Source organism: Kribbella sp. NPDC050459, assembly GCF_040655315.1.
Lineage (GTDB): Bacteria > Actinomycetota > Actinomycetes > Propionibacteriales > Kribbellaceae > Kribbella.
Genome location: NZ_JBFAJQ010000007.1, coordinates 251,321 through 274,506, shown reverse-complemented (window position 1 = coordinate 274,506; position 23,186 = coordinate 251,321). Strand labels below are relative to the sequence as shown.

Annotated in this window: 20 protein-coding genes; 4 read left to right on the top strand and 16 right to left on the bottom strand. The window is 69.9% G+C overall.

The features are described from left to right. Positions 1–26: 26 nt before the first annotated feature. The 5 genes from paaE to paaA are packed head-to-tail and all read right to left on the bottom strand — an operon-like array spanning position 27 to position 3,524. Positions 27–1,112, bottom strand: a complete 1,086-nt coding sequence (gene paaE / locus AB0I12_RS24115; RefSeq protein WP_359933572.1) for a 1,2-phenylacetyl-CoA epoxidase subunit PaaE — start codon at positions 1,110–1,112, stop codon at positions 27–29. Further along, a complete protein-coding gene (gene paaD / locus AB0I12_RS24110) occupies positions 1,113–1,592 on the bottom strand; it encodes a 1,2-phenylacetyl-CoA epoxidase subunit PaaD (RefSeq protein WP_359933570.1) in 480 nt (159 codons plus the stop codon). It abuts the gene before it with no gap. Beyond that, positions 1,586–2,320: a 1,2-phenylacetyl-CoA epoxidase subunit PaaC gene (gene paaC, locus AB0I12_RS24105; RefSeq protein WP_359933568.1), complete on the bottom strand. Its 735-nt coding sequence runs from the start codon at positions 2,318–2,320 to the stop codon at positions 1,586–1,588. The genes paaD and paaC overlap by 7 nt, the downstream gene beginning before the upstream one ends. Further along, positions 2,317–2,598 (bottom strand): 1,2-phenylacetyl-CoA epoxidase subunit PaaB, encoded by a 282-nt coding sequence (paaB, locus tag AB0I12_RS24100; RefSeq protein WP_359933566.1) that lies wholly within the window; start codon positions 2,596–2,598, stop codon positions 2,317–2,319. The genes paaC and paaB overlap by 4 nt, the downstream gene beginning before the upstream one ends. Continuing rightward, the gene (gene paaA / locus AB0I12_RS24095) at positions 2,595–3,524 is read right to left on the bottom strand and encodes a 1,2-phenylacetyl-CoA epoxidase subunit PaaA (protein ID WP_359933564.1); all 930 of its coding nucleotides are present in this window, start codon (positions 3,522–3,524) and stop codon (positions 2,595–2,597) included. Before paaA ends, paaB begins: the two co-directional genes overlap by 4 nt. A 165-nt stretch (positions 3,525–3,689) precedes the next feature. Here paaA and AB0I12_RS24090 point away from each other — a divergent pair, with 165 nt between their 5' ends. The 4 genes from AB0I12_RS24090 to AB0I12_RS24075 all read left to right on the top strand — a co-directional run bounded on the left by AB0I12_RS24090 (position 3,690) and on the right by AB0I12_RS24075 (position 7,873). Continuing rightward, entirely contained in the window at positions 3,690–4,877 is a 1,188-nt protein-coding gene (locus tag AB0I12_RS24090) for a DUF418 domain-containing protein (protein ID WP_359933562.1), read from the top strand. A gap of 18 nt (positions 4,878–4,895) precedes the next feature. Next, the gene (locus AB0I12_RS24085) at positions 4,896–5,498 is read left to right on the top strand and encodes a GNAT family N-acetyltransferase (RefSeq protein ID WP_359933560.1); all 603 of its coding nucleotides are present in this window, start codon (positions 4,896–4,898) and stop codon (positions 5,496–5,498) included. A gap of 6 nt (positions 5,499–5,504) precedes the next feature. Beyond that, entirely contained in the window at positions 5,505–6,062 is a 558-nt protein-coding gene (locus tag AB0I12_RS24080) for a winged helix-turn-helix domain-containing protein (protein WP_359933558.1), read from the top strand. 104 nt (positions 6,063–6,166) lie between these two features. Further along, positions 6,167–7,873, top strand: a complete 1,707-nt coding sequence (locus AB0I12_RS24075; RefSeq protein WP_359933556.1) for an alpha/beta hydrolase — start codon at positions 6,167–6,169, stop codon at positions 7,871–7,873. Positions 7,874–8,243: 370 nt separating this feature from the next. Here AB0I12_RS24075 and AB0I12_RS24070 read toward each other — a convergent pair whose 3' ends face one another. The 11 genes from AB0I12_RS24070 to AB0I12_RS24020 all read right to left on the bottom strand — a co-directional run bounded on the left by AB0I12_RS24070 (position 8,244) and on the right by AB0I12_RS24020 (position 23,156). Beyond that, the gene (locus AB0I12_RS24070) at positions 8,244–10,742 is read right to left on the bottom strand and encodes a tetratricopeptide repeat protein (RefSeq protein ID WP_359933554.1); all 2,499 of its coding nucleotides are present in this window, start codon (positions 10,740–10,742) and stop codon (positions 8,244–8,246) included. Between the two features lie 123 nt (positions 10,743–10,865). Then, positions 10,866–11,309 (bottom strand): hypothetical protein, encoded by a 444-nt coding sequence (locus AB0I12_RS24065; protein WP_359933552.1) that lies wholly within the window; start codon positions 11,307–11,309, stop codon positions 10,866–10,868. A gap of 1 nt (position 11,310) precedes the next feature. Then, the gene (gene dapB, locus AB0I12_RS24060; protein WP_359933550.1) at positions 11,311–12,057 is read right to left on the bottom strand and encodes a 4-hydroxy-tetrahydrodipicolinate reductase; all 747 of its coding nucleotides are present in this window, start codon (positions 12,055–12,057) and stop codon (positions 11,311–11,313) included. A 48-nt stretch (positions 12,058–12,105) separates the two neighbouring features. Then, a complete protein-coding gene (locus tag AB0I12_RS24055) occupies positions 12,106–13,926 on the bottom strand; it encodes a hypothetical protein (protein WP_359933548.1) in 1,821 nt (606 codons plus the stop codon). Between the two features lie 36 nt (positions 13,927–13,962). Then, entirely contained in the window at positions 13,963–14,955 is a 993-nt protein-coding gene (locus tag AB0I12_RS24050; protein WP_359933546.1) for a dipeptide ABC transporter ATP-binding protein, read from the bottom strand. Continuing rightward, positions 14,952–15,953: an ABC transporter ATP-binding protein gene (locus AB0I12_RS24045; RefSeq protein WP_359933544.1), complete on the bottom strand. Its 1,002-nt coding sequence runs from the start codon at positions 15,951–15,953 to the stop codon at positions 14,952–14,954. The genes AB0I12_RS24050 and AB0I12_RS24045 overlap by 4 nt, the downstream gene beginning before the upstream one ends. After that, a complete protein-coding gene (locus AB0I12_RS24040) occupies positions 15,950–16,846 on the bottom strand; it encodes an ABC transporter permease (protein WP_359933542.1) in 897 nt (298 codons plus the stop codon). The genes AB0I12_RS24045 and AB0I12_RS24040 overlap by 4 nt, the downstream gene beginning before the upstream one ends. Next, complete coding sequence (locus AB0I12_RS24035) at positions 16,839–17,765, bottom strand: ABC transporter permease (protein WP_359933540.1); 927 nt, start codon at positions 17,763–17,765, stop codon at positions 16,839–16,841. The genes AB0I12_RS24040 and AB0I12_RS24035 overlap by 8 nt, the downstream gene beginning before the upstream one ends. Beyond that, positions 17,762–19,345, bottom strand: a complete 1,584-nt coding sequence (locus tag AB0I12_RS24030) for an ABC transporter substrate-binding protein (protein ID WP_359933538.1) — start codon at positions 19,343–19,345, stop codon at positions 17,762–17,764. Before AB0I12_RS24030 ends, AB0I12_RS24035 begins: the two co-directional genes overlap by 4 nt. A 284-nt stretch (positions 19,346–19,629) precedes the next feature. Beyond that, positions 19,630–21,393 (bottom strand): ABC transporter ATP-binding protein, encoded by a 1,764-nt coding sequence (locus AB0I12_RS24025; protein WP_359933536.1) that lies wholly within the window; start codon positions 21,391–21,393, stop codon positions 19,630–19,632. Next, the gene (locus tag AB0I12_RS24020) at positions 21,390–23,156 is read right to left on the bottom strand and encodes an ABC transporter ATP-binding protein (protein ID WP_359933534.1); all 1,767 of its coding nucleotides are present in this window, start codon (positions 23,154–23,156) and stop codon (positions 21,390–21,392) included. The genes AB0I12_RS24025 and AB0I12_RS24020 overlap by 4 nt, the downstream gene beginning before the upstream one ends. Between the last annotated feature and the right edge of the window lie 30 nt (positions 23,157–23,186).

The window sequence follows — 23,186 nt, the reverse complement described above, 5'->3', positions numbered from 1 at the left end:
GCCGCGGAGTGAACCAGGCCGCGGGGTCAGGCGTCGAAGTCGAGCGTCACCTGGGGTGTAGTCGGGTGGGACTGGCAGGTGAGGACGTAGCCGGCGCGGATCTCGTCGGGCTCCAGCGCCCAGTTGGTGTCCATCCGGACGTTGCCGTCGAGGACCTTGGCGCGGCAGGTGCCGCAGACGCCGCCCTTGCAGGCGAACGGGGCGTCGGACCGTACGGCGAGCGTCGCGTCCAGCACCGCCTTGGAGTGCTCCCCCAGCGCGAACGTCGACCGGCGACCGTCCAGGATCACGGTGACCTGCGCTGCGTCCTCGTCGGCGGTCGATTCCTCGACGGGTGCCTTGGGCGCCTCGTCGCCGACGTGGAAGAGCTCGGCGTGGACGTGCTCGCGCGCGACGCCCTCGGCCAGCAGCAGGTCCTGGGCGCCGACGACCATCGCGTACGGGCCGCAGAGGAACCACTCGTCGACAGAGTCCAGCGGGAGGATCGTCGCGAACATCCGTTGCAGCCGATCGGCGTCGATCCGTCCGCTGAACAGTTCCACCTCGGTCGTCTCGCGCGACAGCACGTGCACGAGGTGGAAGCGCTCGGCGTACCGGTCCTTGAGGTCGGCCAGCTCGTCGGCGAACATCACCGATCCCGCGGTGCGGTTGCCGTACAGCAGCGTGACGCGGCTCGACGGCTCGATCGAGAGCACCGTCGCGACCAGCGACAGCACGGGCGTGATGCCGCTGCCGGCGGCGACGAACGCGTAGTGCTTGGCGTTCGCGGCGTCGAACGTCGTACCGAACCGGCCGAGCGGGGTCATCACCTCGAGCTCGTCGCCGGCCTTCAGGTCGTTGGCGGCGTACGCCGAGAACTCGCCGCCGGGGATCCGCTTCACGCCGATCCGCAGCACGCCCGATCCCGCGGGCGAGCAGATCGAGTAGCTGCGGCGGACCTCTTCCCCGGTCCGGCGGATCGTCAGGTGCTGGCCTGCGGCGAACTCGTACTCGTCCGCGAGCTCGGGCGGCACGGCGAAGGTGATCGCCACCGAGTCGTCGGTGATCGCCTCGATCGCGGCCACCTTGAGCGGATGGAAGGTCGCGCGGCGGCGGGGGGCGACGGTCGTCATCTAGATCGCCTTGAAGTGATCGAAGGGTTCCTTGCAGCTGTTGCAGCGCCACAGGGACTTGCAGGAGGTGGAGCCGAAGCGGCTCAGCTCCGTCGTGTCCGGCGAGCCGCACAGCGGGCAGCGCACGGTCAGCGCGAGCGCCACCGGTCCGCCGACGGCTCGACGACCGGTCGGCGGGGCGATGCCGTACTCGGTGAGTTTGGCCTTGCCGGTCTCGGTCATCCAGTCGGTGGTCCAGGCCGGCGACAACACGGTCTCGACGCGGCCGTCGACGTTCAGCGAGCGGAGCGTGAGCTCGACCTCATGACGGATCAGGTCCATCGCCGGGCAGCCGGAGTACGTGGGGGTGATGGTCACCACGACCTCGTCGCCCTCGTGCCGGATGCCGCGCAGGACGCCGAGGTCGTCGATCGTGAGGACCGGCACCTCCGGATCGGTGACCTCGCCGACCGCTTCGAGGATCGTCTCGTCGGTCACCATGTCGCACCTGGATGGGATCTCGCGATGTGCTGGAGTTCGGCAAGGAGGTAGCCCATGTGTTCGGTATGGCGGCCTTCGCGACCGCCGGTGTGCTGATAAGACGACGACGGTCGCTCACAGGTCGACTGGTCGATGACGGCCAGGACTCGATCGGTCCAGGCGTCCTGCAGAGTCGAGGGATCGACGGCTACGTCCAGCCGCTGCACCAGCGCGTCCGACTCGAACATCTCGGCGGTGTACGGCCACAGCGCGTCAAGGGCTGCCTGCATGCGGCGGTGGCTCTCGTCGGTCCCGTCGCCCAGGCGTAGCACCCACTGCGTGGCGTGGTCGACGTGGTACGCGACCTCCTTGACCGCCTTCCCCGCGACACCGGCGAGCGTCTCGTCGGCGCACGACCGCAGCTCGTCGTACAGGAGGTGCTGGTACGTCGCGAAGTACAGCAGCCGCGCCATCGCGTGCGCGAAGTCGCCGTTCGGCAGCTCGCACAGCTGCAGGTTGCGGAACTCGCGCTCGTCGCGGAAGTACGCCAGCTCGTCCTCGGTGCGGCCGTCCAGCGAACCGGCGTACTGCAGCAGTGAACGGGCCTGCCCCAGCTGGTCCAGCCCGATGTTGCCGAGCGCAACGTCCTCCTCGAGCTGCGGCGCGGCCGCGATCCACTCGGCGGTGCGCTGCGCCGCGATCAGCGCGTCGTCGCCGAGGCGGAGCGTATAGACGAACAGGTCGCTCACAGGTGCTCGACACCTTCCGGGACCTCGTAGAAGGTCGGGTGCCGGTACACCTTGTCGCCGGCCGGGTCGAAGAACTCGTCCTTCTCGTCCGGGCTGGACGCGGTGAGGTCGGACGCCCGCACCACCCAGATCGAGACGCCTTCCTGGCGGCGCGTGTACACGTCCCGCGCGTTCCGCAACGCCATCGTCGCGTCGGGGGCGTGCAAGCTACCGACATGCGTGTGCGACAGCCCGCGGCGCGACCGCACGAACACCTCCCACAACGGCTCGACGCTCATGCCGCGGCCTCCTTACGAGCAGCCTGCTTTGCCGCGTACGCCGCGGCGGCTTCACGCACCCACGCGCCGTCCTCGTGCGCCTTGACCCGCTTGGCCAGCCGCTGCCGGTTGCACGGACCGTTGCCCTTGACAACTTCGTACAGCTCCGCATAGTCCGGCTCGGTGAAGGTGTAGTGACCCGACGCCTCGTCGTACGTCAGGCCGTCGTCGGGCACCCGCAGCCCGAGGACGTCGGCCTGCGGGACGGTCATGTCGACGAACCGCTGCCGCAGCTCGTCGTTGCTGTGCCGCTTGATCCCCCACGCCATCGACTGCTCCGAGTGCGTCGACGCGGCGTCCGGCGGGCCGAACATCATCAGCGACGGCCACCACCAGCGGTTCAGGGCGTCCTGCGCCATCGCCTTCTGCGCCTCGGTTCCCTGCGACAGCGTGTGCAGGATCTCGAAGCCTTGCCGCTGGTGGAACGACTCCTCCTTGCAGACCCGCACCATCGCCCGCGCGTACGGACCGTACGAGCAGCGGCACAGCGGCACCTGGTTGACGATCGCGGCGCCGTCCACCAGCCACCCGATCGCGCCGATGTCGGCCCAGGTCAGCGTCGGGTAGTTGAAGATGCTGGAGTACTTCTGCTTGCCGCTGTGCAGCAGGTCGAGCAGGTCCGCGCGGTCCACGCCGAGCGTCTCCGCGGCGGCGTACAGGTAGAGCCCGTGGCCGGCCTCGTCCTGCACCTTCGCCATCAGGATCGCCTTGCGGCGCAGCGACGGCGCGCGACTGATCCAGTTGCCCTCCGGCTGCATGCCGATGATCTCGGAGTGCGCGTGCTGCGCGATCTGCCGGATCAGGGTCTTGCGGTACCCGTCCGGCATCGCGTCCCGCGGCTCGATCCGGCCGTCGGCGTCGATGGTCGCCTGGAAGCTGTCGTCCATACCCTCAGCATATGTGACACTTTTTCTTGGAATCAACAACAGGTGTCACAAAGGTGGTGCTGGACCTACCCCGGGAAGTGGGTCTGACGCACTGGGGAAGAGCGGTCACGGACAGCGAGGATTCTGGCATCCGTTCAAGGGCTAAACAGTTTCCCGGAGGACCCCGTGACCACCACACTCACCCCGGCCGTCGACCACCGCGGGCCCGTCACCGGCCGCGAGCGAGCACTCGCGCCGGACCTGATCCGCGGCGCGATGCTGCTGCTGATCGGCCTCGCGAACAGCGCCAACTTCGCGTTCGCCGGCCAGCCCGGCGTGGAGAGCGCGCCCCACGGCTTCGAACGCGTGCTGAACTTCCTCAAGCTCACCTTCGTCGACGCCCGGGCGTACCCGGTGTTCGCCGTGATGTTCGGCTACGGGCTGGTGCAGCTCGCCCGCCGGCAGCGGTCCTCGGGGGCCGGCACCGGCGCCGTACGCCGGATCCTGCTGAAGCGCAACGCCTGGCTGATCGCGTTCGGCCTCGCGCACGCGTCACTGCTGTACTTCGGCGACTTCCTCGGCGCCTACGGCGTCGTCGGCATCGCCAGCACGCTGTTCCTGCTCAACCGCGGCGACAAGTTCCACCGGATCGCCCTCGGCATCTGGGCGCTGATGGCGGTCGAGGTCCTTGTCGTCGGAGCCATGGCTGTGCTCGCGGTCGTCGACAGTTCAGGTCCCGCCCACGCGCTGACCAACTCGCCGAACCCGTCGCTGGACGCGTCGTCGTACCTGGGCAGCTTGGTCGACCGGCTGCACGAGTACCCGCTGCACATGGCCAGCGTGCTGCCCTTCATCGTGATCGTCTGGCTCGGTATCTGGGCCGCTCGCAAGCAGCTGCTGGAGAACCCGGCCGCACACAAGACCCTGCTGACGCGCGTCGCCGTCTGCTGCCTCGGGCTGACCTTCGTCGGCGGGCTGCCGCTCGCGCTGGTCGGCGCCGGCTGGCTGCACGTCGACCAGAACGCGGTGGACGCGCTCAGTCTGCTGTCCCACGTGTCCGGCATGTTCGGCGGTCCGGGGTACGTCGCGCTGTTCGGTCTGCTCGTCATGCGGCTCCGCAAGCAGTCGCTTCCGGTCCGGGCGATCTCGGCGCTCGGCCAGCGTTCGCTGTCCGGTTACCTGTTCCAGTCGGTGTCGTGGATGGTTCTGCTGGCACCCTTCACGCTGGACCTGGACCTCTTCGGGAGTACGGCGTACACCGCGGCGCTGGTCGCGATCGGCGTCTGGATCGTCTCGGTCGCCGGGGCGTACGCGATGAGCCTGCGTTCGTACCGCGGGCCGGCCGAGACCCTGCTGCGGCGGCTCGTGTACTGACTTGCGAGGATTGCGCTCATGAGTGATTTCGGCGTACCGGAACCCGCCAACCTCTCGGATCTGTCCGCCGAGACGCCCGTGGCCGAGACCAGCGTGCGGCTGGCGCTGCCCGCGGAGGCCAACGCGATCGGCGAGATCCAGGTCGCGGCCTGGCGTACGTCGTACGCCGGGCTGCTGCCTGCCGATGTCCTCGCCGAACTCAACCCGGCGCAGTTCGCGGCCCAGTGGCGGGCCGCGCTGGTCGCCCCGGGCGAGGCACGCAACCGGGTGATGGTCGCGCTGGCCGGCCGCACCCTGGTCGGCTTCGCGGCCATCACGCCGTCCGACGACCCGGACGCCGACCCGCAGCGCGACGCACTGATCGCCGAGCTCGCCGTCGACCCGGAGGCCACGCGCGCCGGCCACGGTTCCCGGCTGCTCAACGCCGTCGTCGACACGATCCGCGCCGACGGCTTCCAGCGGGTCACCGTCTGGGTCAACTCCACCGACGACGTCCTCCGGGCGTTCTACACCGAAGCCGGCTGGGCCCCTGACGGCGCCCACCGCGAACTCGACCTTTATGGCGACGAGTCGGTCCGGATCAAGCAGATCCGCCTCCACACCGATCCCGGAACGGAGTAGCCGCTCATGCGGGTCGAAGTCAACGACGTCGGCGACATGGTCCTCACCGAGGCGGCCGCCCTGCGCGCTCTCGCGCACCCGGTGCGCCTCGCGCTGATGGACCGGCTGACCCGCCGTACGGCGACCGTCGCGGAGCTGGCCGAGCAGGTCGGGGTCGGATCCGCCGAAGCCCAGGGACATGTCGAAGGCCTCGCCGAAGTGGGCCTGCTCGTCGCCGACGGCGACGGGTGGCGGGCGGTCGGGCGCGGCGTGTTCTTCGAGGTGCCGGAATCCGGGCCCGAGGAGGTCCAGCTGGCCGCGCGCGAGCTGAGCAACGCGATGCTGCTGAACTACGAGCAGGTGCCGCGGGACTGGGTCGAGCAGACCGAGCCGAAGCTCGAGCTGGACTGGGCCCGGGCGGCAGGCCTGTTCAACGCCGGTATGACGGTCACCGCGGACGAGCTGCGGACCATCCAGGAAGACCTGGAGACGATGCTCAAGCCGTACCTGAACCGCGCCGAGCAGCCCGAGGGCAGCCGGCGGATCCGGATGCTCGCGTACTTCCTGCCGTCGTCCGGCGCATAGCAGGCCGCCGATCGGCGACGAGCCGGGGGTGGTGCTCGACGACTGTCAGCGGGCATGACAGATTGTCACGGACCGATCACGCATGGCCATCCGCTGGAGTCCGTATGAAGTACCTTCCCCTGGCCGTCGGCCTAGGGCTGTCCGTTGCCGCTGTTCTCGTCGTGCCGGGGTCGGGAGCGACCGCCTCCATGCAATCGGGGCAAGCGGAGACCGTCGTCGACCGACCGCATCCGGTTGCGAACAAGTACCTCGACCAGAAACCGCACTGGTACCTGTGCGGCGAACCCGAGATGCGGACCTACTGCGCGAAGATCACCGTCCCGCGCGATTGGGCCAACCAGTACTCCGGCAACGATCTCCAGATCGCGGTCAGCAAGGTCGCGCCTGCCAAGGGCAAGCCGAGCCGTGTGGTGTTCGGCAACCCGGGCGGGCCGGGCGGCGCGGGCCTCGGGATGGCGCCGTACCTCGCGAGCCAGGCGCCGCTCGCCAAGGACCACCTCGCCGTCGGCTTCGATCCGCGCGGCACCGGCGGCAGCTCGAACGTCAGCTGCGACGGGGCGCCCGGCTACACGATGGACGCCCGCGACCGCGACCCCGCGAACCGCGACCTGATCGCCGAGGCGTCGGCGATGGCGCACACGTACTGCGACCGCCAGTCCCGCGGCCTGCTCCCGTACATCACGACGGCCCAGACCGTGCAGGACATCGACCTGATCCGGCAGCTGCTCGGCTACGACAAGATCGACTACCTCGGGTACTCCGGCGGCACCTGGCTCGGCGCGTACTACCAGACGTACTTCCCCGAGCACGTCGGCCGCTTCGTGCTGGACTCGAACACCGACTTCACCAAGACGTGGCTCGACACGTTCGTCAGCCAGCCGCAGGCCTTCGAGCGCCGCTTCCGCGAGGACTTCGCGCCCTGGGCCGCCAAGTACGACGACCAGCTGCACCTCGGCTCGTCACCGGGCGCGGTCATCCGGCTGTACGAACGGTTGCGGCGGACGTTGAAGGAACGGCCCGCGACCGAGGAGTTCCTGGACGGCGCGGTGAACGTCACCTATGACGAGAACGTCCTCGACCAGATGGTGTCCGGGGACATGTACTCGAAACTCGACTTCCATTCCCTCGCGGCCGACCTGTTGTTCCTCACCGACCTTTCCGCGGCCCAGGCGAAAGGCGGTCCGCGGGCCGCGCAACGCCACGTCGACGCGCTCTCGCCGGCCCGCCAGCGGCAACTCGTGAAACGCGCCGGCCGGGAAGCCGTCGGCCTGCGGATGCTCGGTGCGGACGACGCCGAGGACGCCACCTTCACCGCGATCACGTGCAACGACACGGTCTGGCCGCAAGGCCGCGAGTACGGCGAGCAACTCGCCGCCCGGCTCGGTCCGCACTTCCCGCTGGTCGGCTGGACGATGACCCAGAACCCCTGCTTCTACTGGGACCGGCCGAACCTGACGATGCCGACGCCCACCGGGAAAGGCCTGCCCACGACGCTGATGGTGCAGTCGGTGCACGACCCGGCGACCAGTTACAGCCTGGCCGCCTCCGCCCACAGCCGGTACGCCGGCTCGCGGCTGCTGACCGTCACGGGCGAGGGCGACCACGGCGTGTACGGCGGCGTGAACCGCTGCGCGGACCGGATCGTCAACACGTTCCTCACCACCGGTGTCGCGCCGGCCAAGGACGTTTCCTGTGCTGGTGAAGGGATTCCGGCCCCCGAGACCGCGGAACCCGGTTTCGACGACGGCAGCGGCGCCCCGCTGCGGAAGATCGCGGGATTCACCAAGGCGATTTCCGGATATCTGCCGTAACGAGCGTTTGACAGCCGCCAGAATTGATCTACGGACCGGCAGTTCGCGGTCACCGTCGGCGAATTCCGGCGGAGGCGTTCGTTGTCAGGACAAATTTGTCAGGGCGATGTCAGGGCTCCGTCCCTGTGCGACACAGCGTGATAACGACAACATTGAGTCAGCGCGGAGGAACCGGGCGTCGACTGGGAGGGCTCGACGACGGTGACCATCGCCGACGTGGCTTCGGCCGGCTGTGAGGTGGGGGGACTGCCTGGGGGGTCAGACAGAGACACAGCCGGTCGGGTCACGTATTCGCGATCCGTGCCACCAGATCCCTCGCGGGGCACCGTCGATCCCCCAGGTCGTGGTGTCTCGCGAGGCACCATCGGTCTCAGAGCGGATCCCGGGTCCGAGCGGCCGATGGAGCCCCGGGCGGCGGGTACCCGTCCGCGACCGCGGCCAACGGCGCCGCGCGGCCGGCCGACCAGGCGGCCCGGAAGGCCCGCCGCTCGAGGGATGCTTCGACGGCGGCTCGCGTCGCCTCACGATCGGCCTTCTCGATCACGGGCACCGGCGCGCCGATGACGTCGCGCACCCCGTCGGCGGCGCCGAGCAGGAAGGCGGCGTACTCGCTGCGTTCGCGTTGCTGGGCGACGGCGGCGAGCTCCTCGAGGACGCTGGCCGAGCGCCACCGGTCGCCCAGGTCGCGATGTTCGGCGAGGCTCTCGTCGAGCAGGTGGACGGCGCGTTCGGTCAGGCCGCGCCGGCGCTCGATGATGCCGAGCAGGTTCATCGACCAGGCGACGCCCTCGCGGTAGCCGAGCCGTTGCGACAGCGCGAGGCTCTCCTGCAGCAGGTCCTCCGCCTCGACGAGCTCACCGCCGTACTGCGCGATCGCGCCGAGACTGATCAGCGACCAGGCGAGTCCTTCGCCGTCGCCGACTACCCGGAAGCTGTCGCGGGCCCGCCGGCACCGGCGTTCCCCGATCTCGAGGTCGCCACGCAGCCAGGCCACGAACCCGAGGTGGTTGTGCGCCCAGGCCATGCCGCCGCGGTCCCCGAGACTCTCGTACAGGTCGTAGCTCTCGCAGTGCAGGTCCTCGGCCGCCTCGTAGTCCCCGCGTTCGCGCGCGACCCCGCCGAGGCGCTGCAGCACCAACGCCGTACCGGCCGGGTCCTCGAGCTCCTTGTACTGCCGCAGGGCCGTCTGCAGTCGCGCGGTTGCGGCGTCGTACTCGCATTGGAGGAACGCCAGCGTCCCCGCGCCCAGGTTAGCCTTCGCGCAGACCGCCGACAGGTCCGCGATCTGTTCGGGCGGCACCGAGTCACCGAGTTGCAGAGCGCGCTCGAGCCACTGACTGCCCTCGGCGTAATGGCCGCGCAGGTAGCAGAACAGCCACAGGCCACCGGCCAGGCGCAGTGCCTCGGTGGCCGCTCCGGTCCGCAGCGCCCAGGTCATCGCGGCGCGCAGGTTCGAGAGCTCGCCTTCCAGCCGCTCGAGCCACTCCCCCTGGTCCGGTCCGCGCAGATGGCTCTCGGACTCCTCGGCCAGCTCCACGTAGTACCGGGCGTGCCGCGCGGCAGCCTCGTCCGTCTCGCCGGACGCCCGGAGCTGATCGGCCGCGAACTCCCGGATCACCCCGAGCATGTAGTACCGGGCGACGCCGCCGCGCCGAACCACCCGGATCAGGGATTTGTCCGCCAGCCGGCCGATGAGGTCGAGGGCCTCGACCCGGGTGGCGCCGCCGGGCATGACCGCGGCGGCCGCGCCGAGCGTCCAGCCGCCCGCGAACACCGACAACTGGGCGAACGCGTCCCGCTCGGTCCGGGTGAGCAGCGCGTGACTCCACTCGATCGCGCCGTACATCGACTGCTGGCGCGGCGAAGCGGTCGGCGAGCCGCCGGCCAGGATGCTGAACGACGTCTCGAGCTCGGTCGCCAGCTCCTCGATCGTCATCACGTTCATCCGCGCCGCGGCCAGCTCGATCGCCAGCGGCATGCCCTCCAGGCGGCGTACGACGCGCGCGACCTGGTCGAGCTGGCCGGTCGGGTCATAGCCACGTGCCGTCGCGCGCTCGACGAACAGCCGCACGGCCTCCGAGGACGCCAACTGGTCCGCGTCGTGCGGCAGCGACAACGCCGGTACGACGTACACGCTCTCGCCCGGCAGCCGGAGCAGCTCGCGGCTGGACGCGAGGATCGACAGATTCGGGCAGTGCTCGAGCAGGGTTGCGCAGATCCGGCCGACCGTCGCGACCTGGTGCGAACAGTTGTCGAACACGAGGAGCATCGTGCTCCGGCCGATCTGCTCGGCGATCTCCTCGACCAGCCGGCTGCTCTCCAGCAGATGCATGCCGACCGAGGTCGCCGCCGTCGGCGCCACGGCCGCGGAGTCGGTCACCGAGGCGAGCGGCACCCAGCAGACGCCGTCCGGGAAGTTGTCCGCCACCCGGCCGGCGAGCGCCAGCGTGAGCCGCGTCTTGCCGACCCCGCCGGGCCCGGTCAAGGTGAGCAAACGAGTGATTCGCTGCCCCAGCATGCGTGTCGTCGCGGTCAGCTCGGTCGTCCGCCCGATCAGTTCGCTGATCGGCGCCGGCGGTTGCCGCAGCGGCAGCCGTGCGGTGTCGGCCTCCTGGCGCGCGGCCGCGGTCAGCGCCGCGACGTCCGCATCACCGAGCCGCAGCGCGTCCGCGAGCAGGCGCAGCGTGTGCGCCCGCGGCGCACGTCGCCTCCCCCGCTCCAATGCCGCGATCGCGTCGACGCTCAGACCGGCGAGCTCCGCCAGCTTCTCCTGCGACAGCCCGGCCTCCCGCCGATGCCGTCGCAGCAGGCCACCGAACCCAGCCCCCTGCACGTCGTCCGAGCCACGGCGAGACCCGTCTGATGGCACAGGACGGCTCCACCCAGTCTCCGACCCTTTACGTGGCGGCTGCCACGTACCTTCCTGAAAATATCCCGTTCCGCACCCGGTTGTCAGTCATCTCGGGACGTTCACAGCGAACTCCCGGGTAACTCACGAGGTCCGGTCGTGGTGCGCGATCGCCGTTCGCATCGCCTCGCGGGCCCGCTTCCGGTCCCCCGCGGCGTCGTACGCGGTGGACAGCCGGAACCACACACGCCAGTCGTCGGGGGCCGCTTCCGCCTCCGCCTGGTACCGCCCGAAGGCCTCGTCCGCGGCGGCCCGGTCGACCCGGCCGGACGGCCGCCGGGGCAGGTCGTCGACCGGCAGGCCACCGGCCGCCTCCAACTCGCGCGCCAGCACCTCGGTCCGCCGGCCGAACTGGATCTCGCGCCACACCAGGTAGGCGCCGACGACCGGAATGACCAGCACCGCGAGACCTAGTACGACGGCCACCGGCGTACCGACCTTGACCAGCAGAACGCCACGCCAGCCGATCAGTACGGCGTACGCGACGAACACAACCGCCAGGACGAAGGCGGTCTGCTTGGCTCTCATCTCAGGAGAGGTCGAGGAAGTGCTCGAGGCCGACGGTGAGGCCGGGTGCGCCGCCGATCCGCCGGACGCCGAGGAGCACGCCGGCCATGAACGAGACGCGGGCCATCGAGTCGTGCCGGATCGTCAGCGTCTCGCCCTCGTCGCCGAACAGCACCTCCTGGTGCGCGATCAGGCCGCGCAGCCGGACGCCGTGCACCCGGATCCCGGCGACGTCCGCGCCGCGGGCGCCGTCGAGCGCCGTCGTGGTCGCGTCCGGGATCGGCGCGGAGCCGGCCTCGCGGCGCGCGTCGGCGATCAGCTCCGCCGTCCGGCGCGCCGTGCCGGACGGGGCGTCGACCTTGTCCGGGTGGTGCAACTCGACGATCTCGACGGACTCGTAGTACGGCGCGGCCTTCGCGGCGAACTGCATCATCAGCACGGCGCCGATCGAGAAGTTCGGCGCGATCAGCACACCGGTCCCCGGCGCCTTCTCCAACTGCCCGCGCAGGGCGGCGAGCCGGTCGTCGTCGAAGCCGGTGGTGCCGACGACGGCGTGGATGCCGTGCTCGATGCACCAGGCCAGGTTGTCCATCACGACCTCGGGACGGGTGAAGTCGACCACCACCTCGGCGCCGGCCGCGGTCAGCGCGTCGAGCGCGTCGCCCTGGTCGAGCTGCGCGACCAGCTCACAGTCGGCGGCCTCCTCGACCGCGAGGCACGTCTGAGCGCCCATCCTGCCCTTGGCCCCCAGGACACCGACCTTGATCATGCGCACCCTTCCTGTCCGAGATCCTGTCCGATCGTCGGGAACAGGATGTCATCCGGCGGAGCGGCCGCCCCGCTCGGCCTTCGGAATCCACACCTGCAGGCCGATCGTGTCGTGCGCGGGCGCCAGCTGCTCGTACTCGGCGCGGAAGTCCAGCCCGCAGGCGCGCAGGGCGTCGATCTCAACGTCCGAGATCGCCCGGTTCAGCACGACGAGCGGCGCCCTGGACGGACGGTCCGCGCGGCAGACCTCTTCGATGCCGGCGGCGGTGCGGGCGCGTTCCTTCGGCGCGATCCAGGCCTCACCGAGCGGGCGGCCGCCGAGCATCAGGACCAGTCCGGCCATCTTGTCGAAGGCGAGCACCGGCCGCCCGGGCGGATCGGTGTACGGCTTCAGCTCCGCGGCCAGGCGGCTGAAGTTCTCCTCCGCCGCCGGTGACAGGTAGACGCCGTCGAGCGCGGGGATCGTCGAGGCCGCGGTCAGCTGCGAGTGGCCGACCGAGCGGTACGGGTAACGGAACAGGCCCGTGTACGCGATCGTCGAGGTCGCGACGAGCGCCCCGACGAGGACGAGCCCGAGCGTCAGCCGCGCCACGATCGGCGTGGCCCAGATGCCGGTGAGGACCGCGATCATCACCGCGGCCCAGGCGGCGAACGCGTTGAAGCCGATCGTGTAGAGCGGCGTGTTCGTGCCGAACGCCTGCACGAGCGGCAGCAGGACGAGCAGCGCGAGGATCACCCAGGTCCGGGTGTTCTCGCGGCTCAGCAGGGAGCGCGGCGTGACGCCGGCGCGGCCCGCGATCACGGCGCCCGCAGCCGCAACGACAGCCACCAGTACGGCGGCCAGCAGCGTCTCGGCGTACATCGGGATGTGCTGGGAGCCGCCCAATGCGCCGTCCGCGACGGCGACGCGTCGTACCGAGAAGCTCAAGGCGACCAAGGCGAGGACCGCGGCGGCGGTCCGGAGCCAACGCCAGCGGGCGATCGTGGCGACCGCGACTGCGATCAGCAGCAGGCCGTGCGCGACGAGCGTCCGGCCGATCAGGGTGATCGTGCTCGACCAGTACAGGTGCAGCAACTCGGGCGGCGTGTACGACGTACCGGCGATGAACTTGTTGACGTCGAGAATCCCCGGCACGGCGACGTCCAGGCGGACCACGAAGAGCTGGACGACCAGCGCCGCCAGCCCCAGCCCGCCGAGGGCGAAAAGGACGCCACGGGCAACGGATCGCCCGCCTTGACCGGCCAGTACGACCACCGCGGTGATCACGATCAGCCCGATCATGACGACCGAGGTCCACTTGGCCAGCACCATCACGCCGATCACCAGTCCGGCGACGACGAAGATCCAGAACGGCACCGGCGTACCGCGATCGACCGCGGTCGCCATCCACAGCACGCACGACACCAGCATCAGCGCGCCGAGCAGCACGACATCGTTGTACCCGGGCGACTGCGGGATCCAGCTGTAACACATCCCGCCCGCGGCGAGCACCACCGCCGTCCCCGCGGCCTCCCACAGCCGGGTGGGCGGCGCACCGGGCCGTCGGCCGCGCAGCCAGCGCATGAAGCTGTAGCCGAAGACGAGGTGGACGGTGACCACGGTGAACAGCCTGAAGAAGCGCAGCTTGACGATGTCGTACCCGAACCACTCGAACACCGGGCCGTACACGTACTGCACACCGGTCAGCGCCAGCGGGTTACTGTCCCACCACCGGTACGAGAGCAGGTAGTAGCCCTCGTCGGTGATGTCGAACCCTTCGTTGGCGGCCCGGCCCGCGGTGAGAATCCACCACGCGGCCAGCCCGCCGGCCACCGCGATCACCCCGGCAAGCAGCACGAACCGTCTGCCTGCCGAGGGAACCGTACTCACGGCCGCCACCCTAGGCCATCACTCCAGACCTATCGCTCACGCGTGCGAGTAGGCGGTCTGCGCTTCCTCCGCGAAGTGGCAGGAGACGGTCTGACCGGATCTGATCTCCCGCAGCTCGGGTACGTCGGTGCTGCACTTGGCCTCGGCCCGCAGGCAGCGGGTGTGGAACCGGCAGCCGGACGGCGGCATGACCGGTGACGGCGGGTCACCGGCCAGCACGATCCGCTTCCGGCCCTGCCGCGCCAGACCGGGCTCCGCCGACAGCAGCGCCTGTGTGTACGGGTGCGCCGGCACGTCGTACACCTGCTGGTGGCCGCCCAGCTCCGCGACCTTGCCGAGGTACATCACCGCGACCCGATCCGAGACGTGCCGGACCACGGACAGGTCGTGGGCGACGAAGATGATGCTCAGGCCGAGCTCCCGCTGCAGCCGCATCAACAGGTTCACCACCTGCGCCTGCACGGACAGGTCCAGCGCCGACACCGGCTCGTCGCACAGCAGGACGTCGGGGCTCAGCGCGATGGCCCGCGCGATCCCGATCCGCTGCCGCTGACCGCCGGAGAACTGGTGCGGGAACTTGGTCGCGTCCTCCGGCCGCAGCCCGACCAGCTCGAGCAGCTCGCGGACCCGGACCCGGAGGTCGACGCCCTTGCCGACGTCCGGGTGCACCTCGAACGGCTCGGCGACGATCTCGCCGACCCGCATCCGCGGGTTCAGGCTGGAGTACGGGTCTTGGAACACCACCTGGACGTTGCGTCGCCAGCGCCGCAGCTCGCGGCCGCGGAGCTTGCTCACGTCCACTCCGCCGTACTCGATCCGGCCCGCGGTCGGCTTCTCGAGCGCGGCGAGCAGCCGCACGAGCGTCGACTTCCCGCAGCCGGACTCGCCGACGATGCCCAGTGACTCGCCCTTGCGCAGCGTCAGGTCGACGCCGTCGACGGCACGGACGACGGTCTTGGCGCCGAGGTTGAGCGCCGGGCTGATGTCGTAGTGCTTCACGACATTCGTTGCCACCAGTAACTCGTTCACACGGCCTCCTTGGCGGCGATCGTGGTCCGGCGCAGGCATGCGGCATCCCGCCCCGGCGCCACGGTCAGCAACGGCGGCACCTCGGCGGCGCAGTCGTCGACCGCGATCGGGCACCGGGCCCGGAACGCGCACCCGGACGGCATCGCCCGCAGCGACGGCGGGGTCCCCGGGATCGTCGGCAGCTCGCGGCCCTTCAGGTCGGCCGACGGCATCGAGCCGAGCAGCCCTTCGGTGTACGGGTGCACGGGGTGGTCGAGCGCCTCCGCCGTCGCGGCCCGCTCGACCACGTGGCCGGCGTACATCACCACGACGTTGTCGGCGACGTCCGAGACCACGCCGAGGTCGTGGGTGATCAGCACCACGCCCATGTCCCGCTCGGCCTGCAGCTCCGCGATCAGCTCCAGGATCTGCGCCTGCACGGTGACGTCGAGCGCGGTGGTCGGCTCGTCGGCGATCAGGACGTCGGGATCGAGCGCGAGCGCCATCGCCAGCATCACCCGCTGCCGCATCCCGCCGGAGAACTCGTGCGGGTAGTCCCGCACCCGTTTCGCCGCGGCCGGAATCCGCACCTGGTCGAGCATCTCGGCGGCCCGCTTCATCGCGTCCCGCTTCGACATCCCGCGGTGCACCCGGTAGCACTCGGCGATCTGGGTCCCGACCGACTGCACCGGGTTCAGCGCCGACAGCGAGTCCTGGAACACCATCGTGATCCGGTCCCCGACGATCCGGCGCCGTTCGGCCGTGGTCATCGAGATCAGGTCCACACCGCGGTACTCCGCGGTCCCGGACACGATCCGGCCGGGCGGCATCTCCAGGATCCCGGTCAGCGCCTGGGTCGAGACGCTCTTGCCGGACCCCGACTCGCCGAGGATCGCCAGCGTCTCCCCCGCCCGCACCTGCCAGGACACCCCGTCCACGGCCCGCACCGGACCGCGCGGCGTATCGAACTCCACCGACAGGTCGTCGACCTTGAGCAGTACTTCGCCTGTCGTCGTCATCGCATCAACTTCGGGTCGAGGGCGTCCCGGATCGAGTCGCCGATGATCATGAACGAGATCGTCATCGTGGAGATGAACAACGCCGGCCAGATGAACAGGTGCGGGGTGTCGCGGTACGACGCCGCGACGCCGAACTGCGAGCCCCACGAGATCGACGGCGGTTGCAGCCCGACCCCGAGGAACGTCAGCGCGGCCTCGAGCCCGACCATGCCGCCGATGCCGAGCGTGGTCATCGCCAGCAGCGGCGCCATCGCGTTCGGGAACACGTGCTTGCGCAGGATCCGGACCGGCGACACCCCGATCGAGCGGGCCGCGAGCACGTACTCGCGGTTGCGGACCGAGAACACCGTGGCCCGCATCAGCCGCATCCCGCCCGGCCAGCCGATCAGCAGGATGACGCCGACGATGATCCAGATGCTGCGGTCCGCGACCGAGTTCAGGATCACGATCAGCACCACGATGCCCGGGATCGAGAACAGTACGTCGGCGGTCCGCGAGATCAGCCCGTCCACGAAGCCCGGGAAGTACCCGGCCAGCAGGCCGAGCGAGCCGGCCAGCAGGAACACGCCGAAACTCGCGCAGATACTGACCAGCACCGACGGCCGCGCGCCGTAGACGACGTTCGCGAAGTAGTCGCAGCCCTGGATGTCGAAGCCGAAGGGGTGCCCGGGGCCGCTGCCCTGGCGACTCTTCCCGAGCTCACAGAACCGGGGATCGACGGAGGTGAACAGCTTCGGCACCGCCGCCATCGCGAAGAACACCACCAGCAGCAGGCTGCACAGGACGAACTGCGGCTTGCGCAGCAGTGCCCGCAGCAATTCGCGGTTGGACAGGGTACGACCGTCGCCGAGCTCCTGGGCTTCGGCACCGACCACTGCTTGCACATCAGACATTGCGCACCCTCGGATCCAGGACGCCGTACAGGAGGTCGACCAGCAGGTTGATCAGGATGAACGAGATGAACGCGAGCGTGGACAGCAGCACCACGACACCGCCCTCCTTCAGCTTGATCGCCTGGAACATGAACTGGCCGAGCCCGGGCAGGTTGAAGATGCTCTCGGTGATGATCGCGCCGCCGAACATCCCGGCCAGGTCGAGCCCGATGAACGTCACCACCGGCAGCAGCGCGTTCGGCAGGATGTGCCGCCACAGCACCCGCTGCTCGCCGAGGCCCTTGGCCCGCGCGGTCTTCACGAAGTCCGCGTTCACCGTCTCCACGATCGAGGTCCGCAGCAGCCGGGCCAGCCCGGCGAAGCCGAGCACGCCGATCACCAGCGCGGGCAGCAGGTACGAGCGCGGGAACCCTTCGAGCACACCGGACACCGGGAACCACTTCAGTTCGACGCCGAACAGGTACTGCGCGGCGAAGTACGCCACCAGCCCGGGCACCGCGAGCAGCACGAGCGTTGTCAGCAGCAACGACCGGTCGATCCAGCCGTTGCGCTTGAAACCGGCGTAGATCCCGAAGAACAGCCCCAGCGTCCACTGGACGGCGTTCGCCAGCAGCGTCAGCTTCAGCGTCACCGGGATCCGCAGCCGGAGCTGGGCGGCGATGTCCGCGCCCGCGAACGTCGTACCGAAGTGGCCGGTGAGGATGTCCTTCATGCTCAGCAGGTACTGGACGATGAACGGGTCGTCCAGGTGGTACTGCGCCCGCTTGGCGGCCAGCACCGCGGCCGGGATCGGCTTGTCGCCGGCCAGTTCCCGCAGGGGGTCCCCGGGCATCGCGAAGACGAGCGCGAAGACCCCCAGCGTCACCAGCACACCGATCGGCACGGCCGCCACCGCCCGCCGCAGGACGAACCGGATCACTTGAAAGTTGCCCAGAGCGCCGAGACGCCGACGTACTTCGAGACGCGCGGCTCGATCTTCGCCGAGTGCAGGTACGCGTTCGACTTGGTGTACAGCGGGATCAGCGGCATGTCCTCGAGTGCGATGTCCTCGGCCTGCTGGTACAGCTTGATCGCCTTGTCCGGGTCCGGCTCGGCGTCGCCCTTGGCCAGGACGGCGTCCAGCGCCGGGTTGGTGTACATCGCGAAGTTCGCGTCGCCGTTGGACTTGAACATCGGCGTCAGGTAGTCCTCGATCGACGGGTAGTCGTGACCCCAGCCGCTGAACCGCAGACCGTCGAGCTTGTGGTTGTTGGCGAGTTCGGTGATCTCCGAGCTCTGCTTACCGGTGTACTTCACCTCGAGGCCGAGGTTCTGCCGGAGCATGTTGCCGATCGCCTCGGCGAAGATCTGGCCGGTCGCCGACGTGGTGCTGTAGTTGATGTTCAGCGGGCCGGAGAAGCCGCCTGCCTCCTGCAGCAGCTGCTTGGCCTTTCCGGCGTCGAAATCGCAGTACTTGCAGGCGTTGTCGCGGTAGCCGGCCATGTCCGGAGCGACCAGGCCCTTGGCCGGCTCGGACAGCCCGACCAGGTCGGCGAACGCCTTGCGGTCGATCGCCTCGGAGATCGCGTGCCGCAGCTTCGGGTTCTTGAACCGCGCGTCCCAGGCCGGGATCACCAGGTAGTTCGCACCCGAGCTGACGCTGGTCACCCACTGGTCCGGGGCGTCGGTCTTGAAGCTCTTCACCTTGGTCGACGGCACGTCGACGAAGTCGAGGTTGCCGGCCAGGAACTCGTTGTACGCGGTGTCCGCGTTCGGGATGAACCGGTAGGTGATCTCGTCGGCCTGCGGGACCAGGGCGCCCTTGTAGCCGTCCCACTTGGCCAGCTTGAGGTCGTCACCGGGGTTCCAGTCCGCCGCGAGCTTGTACGGGCCGTTGCCGATCGGCTTGCGCTTGTAGGCGTCCGGGTTCTTGCGGACCTCTTCGGGCAGCGGCGCGAGGCCGAGGTACTGCAGCGTCAGGCCGAACTGCGAGAACGGCACCTTGAGCTTGACCGAGAACGTCAGGTCGTCGATCTGCTTCAGGCCGCTCATCGTCTTGACCGCGGTCGGCTTCGGGGTCGCACCGTCGGGCGTCGGCGGGTTGAGCGCGTCGTACCCGTCGACCTTGGAGAAGAACCCGTTGTTCTTCCAGGCGTTCGAGCCCATCGCGGTCATGTTCCAGCTGTCCACGTAGTCCTTCGCGGTCAGCGGCTGGCCGTTCTGGAAGGTGTTGCCGGGCTTCAGCTTGATCGTCCAGGTCTGGCTGTTCTTGTCCGGCGTGACCGAGTCGGCCATCACGTTCTGCAGCTTGCCGGTCTCCGGATCGGTGGTCACCAGCGGCGCGAAGATCGCCATCGAGACGCCGATGCCCGCGGTGCCGTTGTCGTTCAACGGGTTGATCAACTCCGGCGGGTCGGCGGCGATCGCGATGACCTCGCTCTTGCTGCCGGAGCTGCCGCCTGAGCCGCTGCTCTTCGCGTCACCACACGAGGCGAGCACCAGCGCCAAGCCGAGTGCCACCCCCACTACCCCACTCAGACGTCGCACGGTCGAACCAACTTCCTCGGCGGGAGGGCCGTTTAGGCGGGCGGAACAAGCGCCATGGTGGCTGGTCGAAACTGCGCATGTCAACGTTGTCAGGCGCAAAGCGGCGGCGCGTAACGTAGGCGTTACTTTGCCAAGACCTCAGATGACCAGCGGTCGCTTCCGGAGCGAGCCCTCACTTAATCAGATCAGTCCGCCGGAGTCATCTGATGACAGGTCAGATTTGTGCGAAACTCGTCACTGCGCACAGTTGCGCAGTGTCAGCGGTAACCGGCCGCTTGCAGTCGGTAAAGCTCGGCATACGTACCGCCGTACGCCAGCAGCTCCTCGTGCGTGCCACGTTCGACCACGCGGCCGCGCTCCAGGACGACGATGAGATCCGCCGACCGCACCGTGGAGAAGCGATGTGAGATCAGCAGGGTGATGCGCCCGTCGGCACGTCCCGCGCGCGCCTCGGCGGCCAACCGGTCGAACAGCGCTGCCTCGGTCTGCGGATCCAGCGACGCGCTCGGCTCGTCCATGATCATCAGCAGCGGCGCGGGCCGGACGAGCGCGCGGGCGATCGCCAGCTTCTGCCATTGCCCGCCGGACAGTTCGACACCGTCGGCCCACGACGTCCCCAAGGGGGTGTCGGCACCGTGCGGCAACGCGTCGACGAAGGTCGCGTCGGCCTTGACGAGCGCGGACCGGACCTGCTCGGGCGACTCGGACAACCCGCCGACCGCGACCGCTTCGCCGGCCGTGAGCTGATAGCGGACGAAGTCCTGGAAGCCGGCGCTCACCCGCTGCCGGTACTGCTCGAGGTCGAACGCGGCGAGATCGGCGCCGTCGACGAGGATCTCCCCCGCGGCGGGCCGATACATCCCGGTGAGGAGCTTGACGAGCGTCGACTTGCCCGCGCCGTTCTCGCCGACGATTGCGACCGTCCGGCCCGCGGGCAGGAACAGGTCCACATCCTGAACGGCTGGGCGGTCGTCGGAGCCGTAGCCGAAGGTCACCTGGCGCAGCTCGATCCCGTTCGCCAGGCGGTCGGGGACGGGCGCCGTGCCCGGTTCCTGCCGGGCCTGCGCGCTGAGCCAGAAGTAGTGCTCGGCCGTCGTGCGCACGCGCAGTACGGTGCCTGCCAGGTCCAGGACGCGGTTCGCCGCGCTCACCACGGCACCGGCGAGGGCGAGCGCCAGGGCCACATCGCCGGGAGTGACCCGTCCGGCCATCGCCTCGCGCAGGATGATCACCAGCGCGACGACGTACGCGAGCGGGAACACCGCCCAGCCGGCGGCCCCGACCGCGACCGACCGGAACAGCGCCGCTCGGGCGATCCGGTTGGCCGCGCCGGCCGCCTCATGGTGACGACGCAGCAGTTCCTCGCTCAGCGACGCGACATGAATCTCCTGCGCCGACGACGGTGCGACCGACACCATGAAGAGTTGCTGCGCGAGCCGTCGGTGCGGAGCCGCTTCCAGCTCCGACCGTCGACGGATGCTTTCGGCCCGGCGGCTTAACCACAGCGAAGGAATCGCGACCAGGGGCAGCAAGGCCAAAACCGGTTTCAGCTGTGCCAGCAGGACGGTGCTGATCACCAACTGGGTGACGACGAACAGACCGATGAACGGCATCGTGACGCTGTCCGCGAGCTCCGCCGCCTCTCGCCGCAGCGACTGCAGGCGGTCCAGGAACTCGGGCCGCTCGAAGTGATGGATCTGCGGCGCGCTCGTGGCCAGCCCGAGTACGCGGCGCTCGGCGACGAAGCTGGATCGTTCGCGCATCCGGATCGTCGCCCACCGGTACCCGATCGGTGCCGTCAGCACGAAGGTCAGCGCGAAGGCCACCGCGACACCGCCGGCGATCACCTGCCGCGGTTCGCCCGCGAGGACGCCGTCGACCAACGGCCGGACGCCGAGCGCGACCAGCAACGGGCTGACGAAACTCGACATCGTCAGCATGGTGTAGAGCGTGAACAGCCCCGGCCCGATCTCCCACCCGAGGCCGGCCAGCAGGCGGGCGGTGGCGATCCAGGACCTCATGCCAGGTCCTCGAAACGGGCCGCCTGCAGCCGGAACAGGTGTGCGTAGGTCCCGTCGAGCTCGAGCAACTCGTCGTGCGATCCCTGCTCGACGATCCGGCCCTCGTCGAGGACGACGATCGACGACGCCTGCCGCACGGTGGAGAACCGGTGCGAGATCACGATCGTCGTCAGCCCGGCCGTCAGGTCGAGGAACCGCCGGTACAGCTCCGCCTCCGACCGGGCGTCCAGGTGCGCGGCCGGCTCGTCCAGCACCAGCACGGACGCTCCCTGCTCCACGGCGTACAGCGCTCGCGCCAGCCCCAGCCGCTGCCACTCGCCGCCGGAGAGCTCGACCCCGCCGTCGAACTCGGCCGAGAGCACCGTTTGCCAGCCATTCGGCAATGCCTCGACGACGCTCGTCGCGCCGGCCCGGTCGAGGGCCGTGTCCGGCGCGGCGGCGGCGCGGCCGAACCGGACGTTGTCGTACGCCGACATCGGGAGCCGCAGCGGATGCTGGAACACCACCGCCAGCCTGCGCCGCCAGTCGTTGACGTCGAGTTCCGGCAGCTCTGTCTCGTCGATCGCGATCGTTCCGCGCGTCGGTTCGTACAAGCCGCAGAGCAGCTTGACGAGGCTGGTCTTGCCTGCGCCGTTCGCGCCGACGACCGCGAGCGACTGCCCCGCCGGGATCACCAGGTCGAGGTCGCGCAGCACCTGCCGGTTGCTGCCCGGATAGCTGAAAGACACGCCACGGAAGGCGATCCCGCGGGCCGGCATCCCTGTCGCCGGCCGCGTTCCGGCCGCGGCCGGGTGCGTTGAAGACGCGACCGCCCGCAGCGCCGCGTCGTACCGCTCGAGTGTCGCCAGCGCGAGCTCGGTCTGCAGGCCGGACCACGACGATTGCTGGATGCCGCCGAGGGCGACCAGGAACGTCTGCACGTACGTCGCCGTCGCGCCGGCCGGGACGCGCCCGGCCACCGCCTCCCGGACCACGAGCACGATGCCGCCCAGGACGACGACGCCGAGCACCGCGGTCGCGATCAGCGGACGCCGGCCGGACGGGCTCAGCACGCCCCGCATCGTCGCGGTCCAGGTCTCCCCGTGCCGGCCCACGACGAAGTCCGGCAATCCGAACACGCGGATCTCCTTCGCGGCGGCCGGTGTGGTGCCGAGGTCGTCGAAGTACCGCATCCGGCGCGCCGACTCGGACGCGCCGTAGTGATGCCCGGCCTCGGTGCGGGACGCGACCCGGTCCTCGTACGCCGCCCAGACGCCGGCCACCAGCAGACCCACGCCGAGCCACCACCGGTACCCGGCAAGGACGATGCCCGAAGCAAGCAAGACGATCCGGCCGGTGGCCAGACCGCCGATCGTGCTCGCCAGCCGGCCGGGGCGCGCCCAGTCGGCGCGCAACGTGTCGCGCCCGACCTCCACCAGCGCGGCCGTCGCCGGATCCTCCAGGTGCCGTACGCCGCCGGGCACGGACACCGCCCGCATCAGGTCGTGCTGCAGCACCGCGTCGACCTGTTCTCCGAGCGCGGTCGCCGACGCACGCTGCAGGGTGCCCGCGATCCATTGCAGCAACAGGCATCCGGCGCCGACGAGGGCCCAGGTCGTCGCTCGGGAGCTGTCCGCGTCGGCGACGCCCGCGACGACCTGCCCGATCGCCACCACGGTGCCGATCGGCGCCGCCGCCGACAGCGCGATCATTGCGACCGTCACCACGAACAGCCCGCGCCCCGACCGCCAGGCCACAGACACGAACCCCCGAAATCCGGTCACCGGCCCCAGTCAACTACGGTCAGGCGATGT

Bases quoted from the DNA above. Each gene is read 5' to 3' on its own strand.
- AB0I12_RS24065 (WP_359933552.1), bottom strand. From the start codon at position 11,309: ATGAGAGCCAAGCAGACCGCCTTCGTCCTGGCGGTTGTGTTCGTCGCG.
- AB0I12_RS24080 (WP_359933558.1), top strand. From the start codon at position 5,505: ATGCGGGTCGAAGTCAACGACGTCGGCGACATGGTCCTCACCGAGGCG.
- AB0I12_RS24040 (WP_359933542.1), bottom strand. From the start codon at position 16,846: ATGTCTGATGTGCAAGCAGTGGTCGGTGCCGAAGCCCAGGAGCTCGGC.
- paaD (WP_359933570.1), bottom strand. From the start codon at position 1,592: ATGGTGACCGACGAGACGATCCTCGAAGCGGTCGGCGAGGTCACCGAT.
- AB0I12_RS24085 (WP_359933560.1), top strand. From the start codon at position 4,896: ATGAGTGATTTCGGCGTACCGGAACCCGCCAACCTCTCGGATCTGTCC.
- AB0I12_RS24075 (WP_359933556.1), top strand. From the start codon at position 6,167: ATGAAGTACCTTCCCCTGGCCGTCGGCCTAGGGCTGTCCGTTGCCGCT.
- AB0I12_RS24045 (WP_359933544.1), bottom strand. From the start codon at position 15,953: ATGACGACGACAGGCGAAGTACTGCTCAAGGTCGACGACCTGTCGGTG.
- paaB (WP_359933566.1), bottom strand. From the start codon at position 2,598: ATGAGCGTCGAGCCGTTGTGGGAGGTGTTCGTGCGGTCGCGCCGCGGG.
- AB0I12_RS24025 (WP_359933536.1), bottom strand. From the start codon at position 21,393: ATGAGGTCCTGGATCGCCACCGCCCGCCTGCTGGCCGGCCTCGGGTGG.
- paaE (WP_359933572.1), bottom strand. From the start codon at position 1,112: ATGACGACCGTCGCCCCCCGCCGCCGCGCGACCTTCCATCCGCTCAAG.
- dapB (WP_359933550.1), bottom strand. From the start codon at position 12,057: ATGATCAAGGTCGGTGTCCTGGGGGCCAAGGGCAGGATGGGCGCTCAG.
- paaA (WP_359933564.1), bottom strand. From the start codon at position 3,524: ATGGACGACAGCTTCCAGGCGACCATCGACGCCGACGGCCGGATCGAG.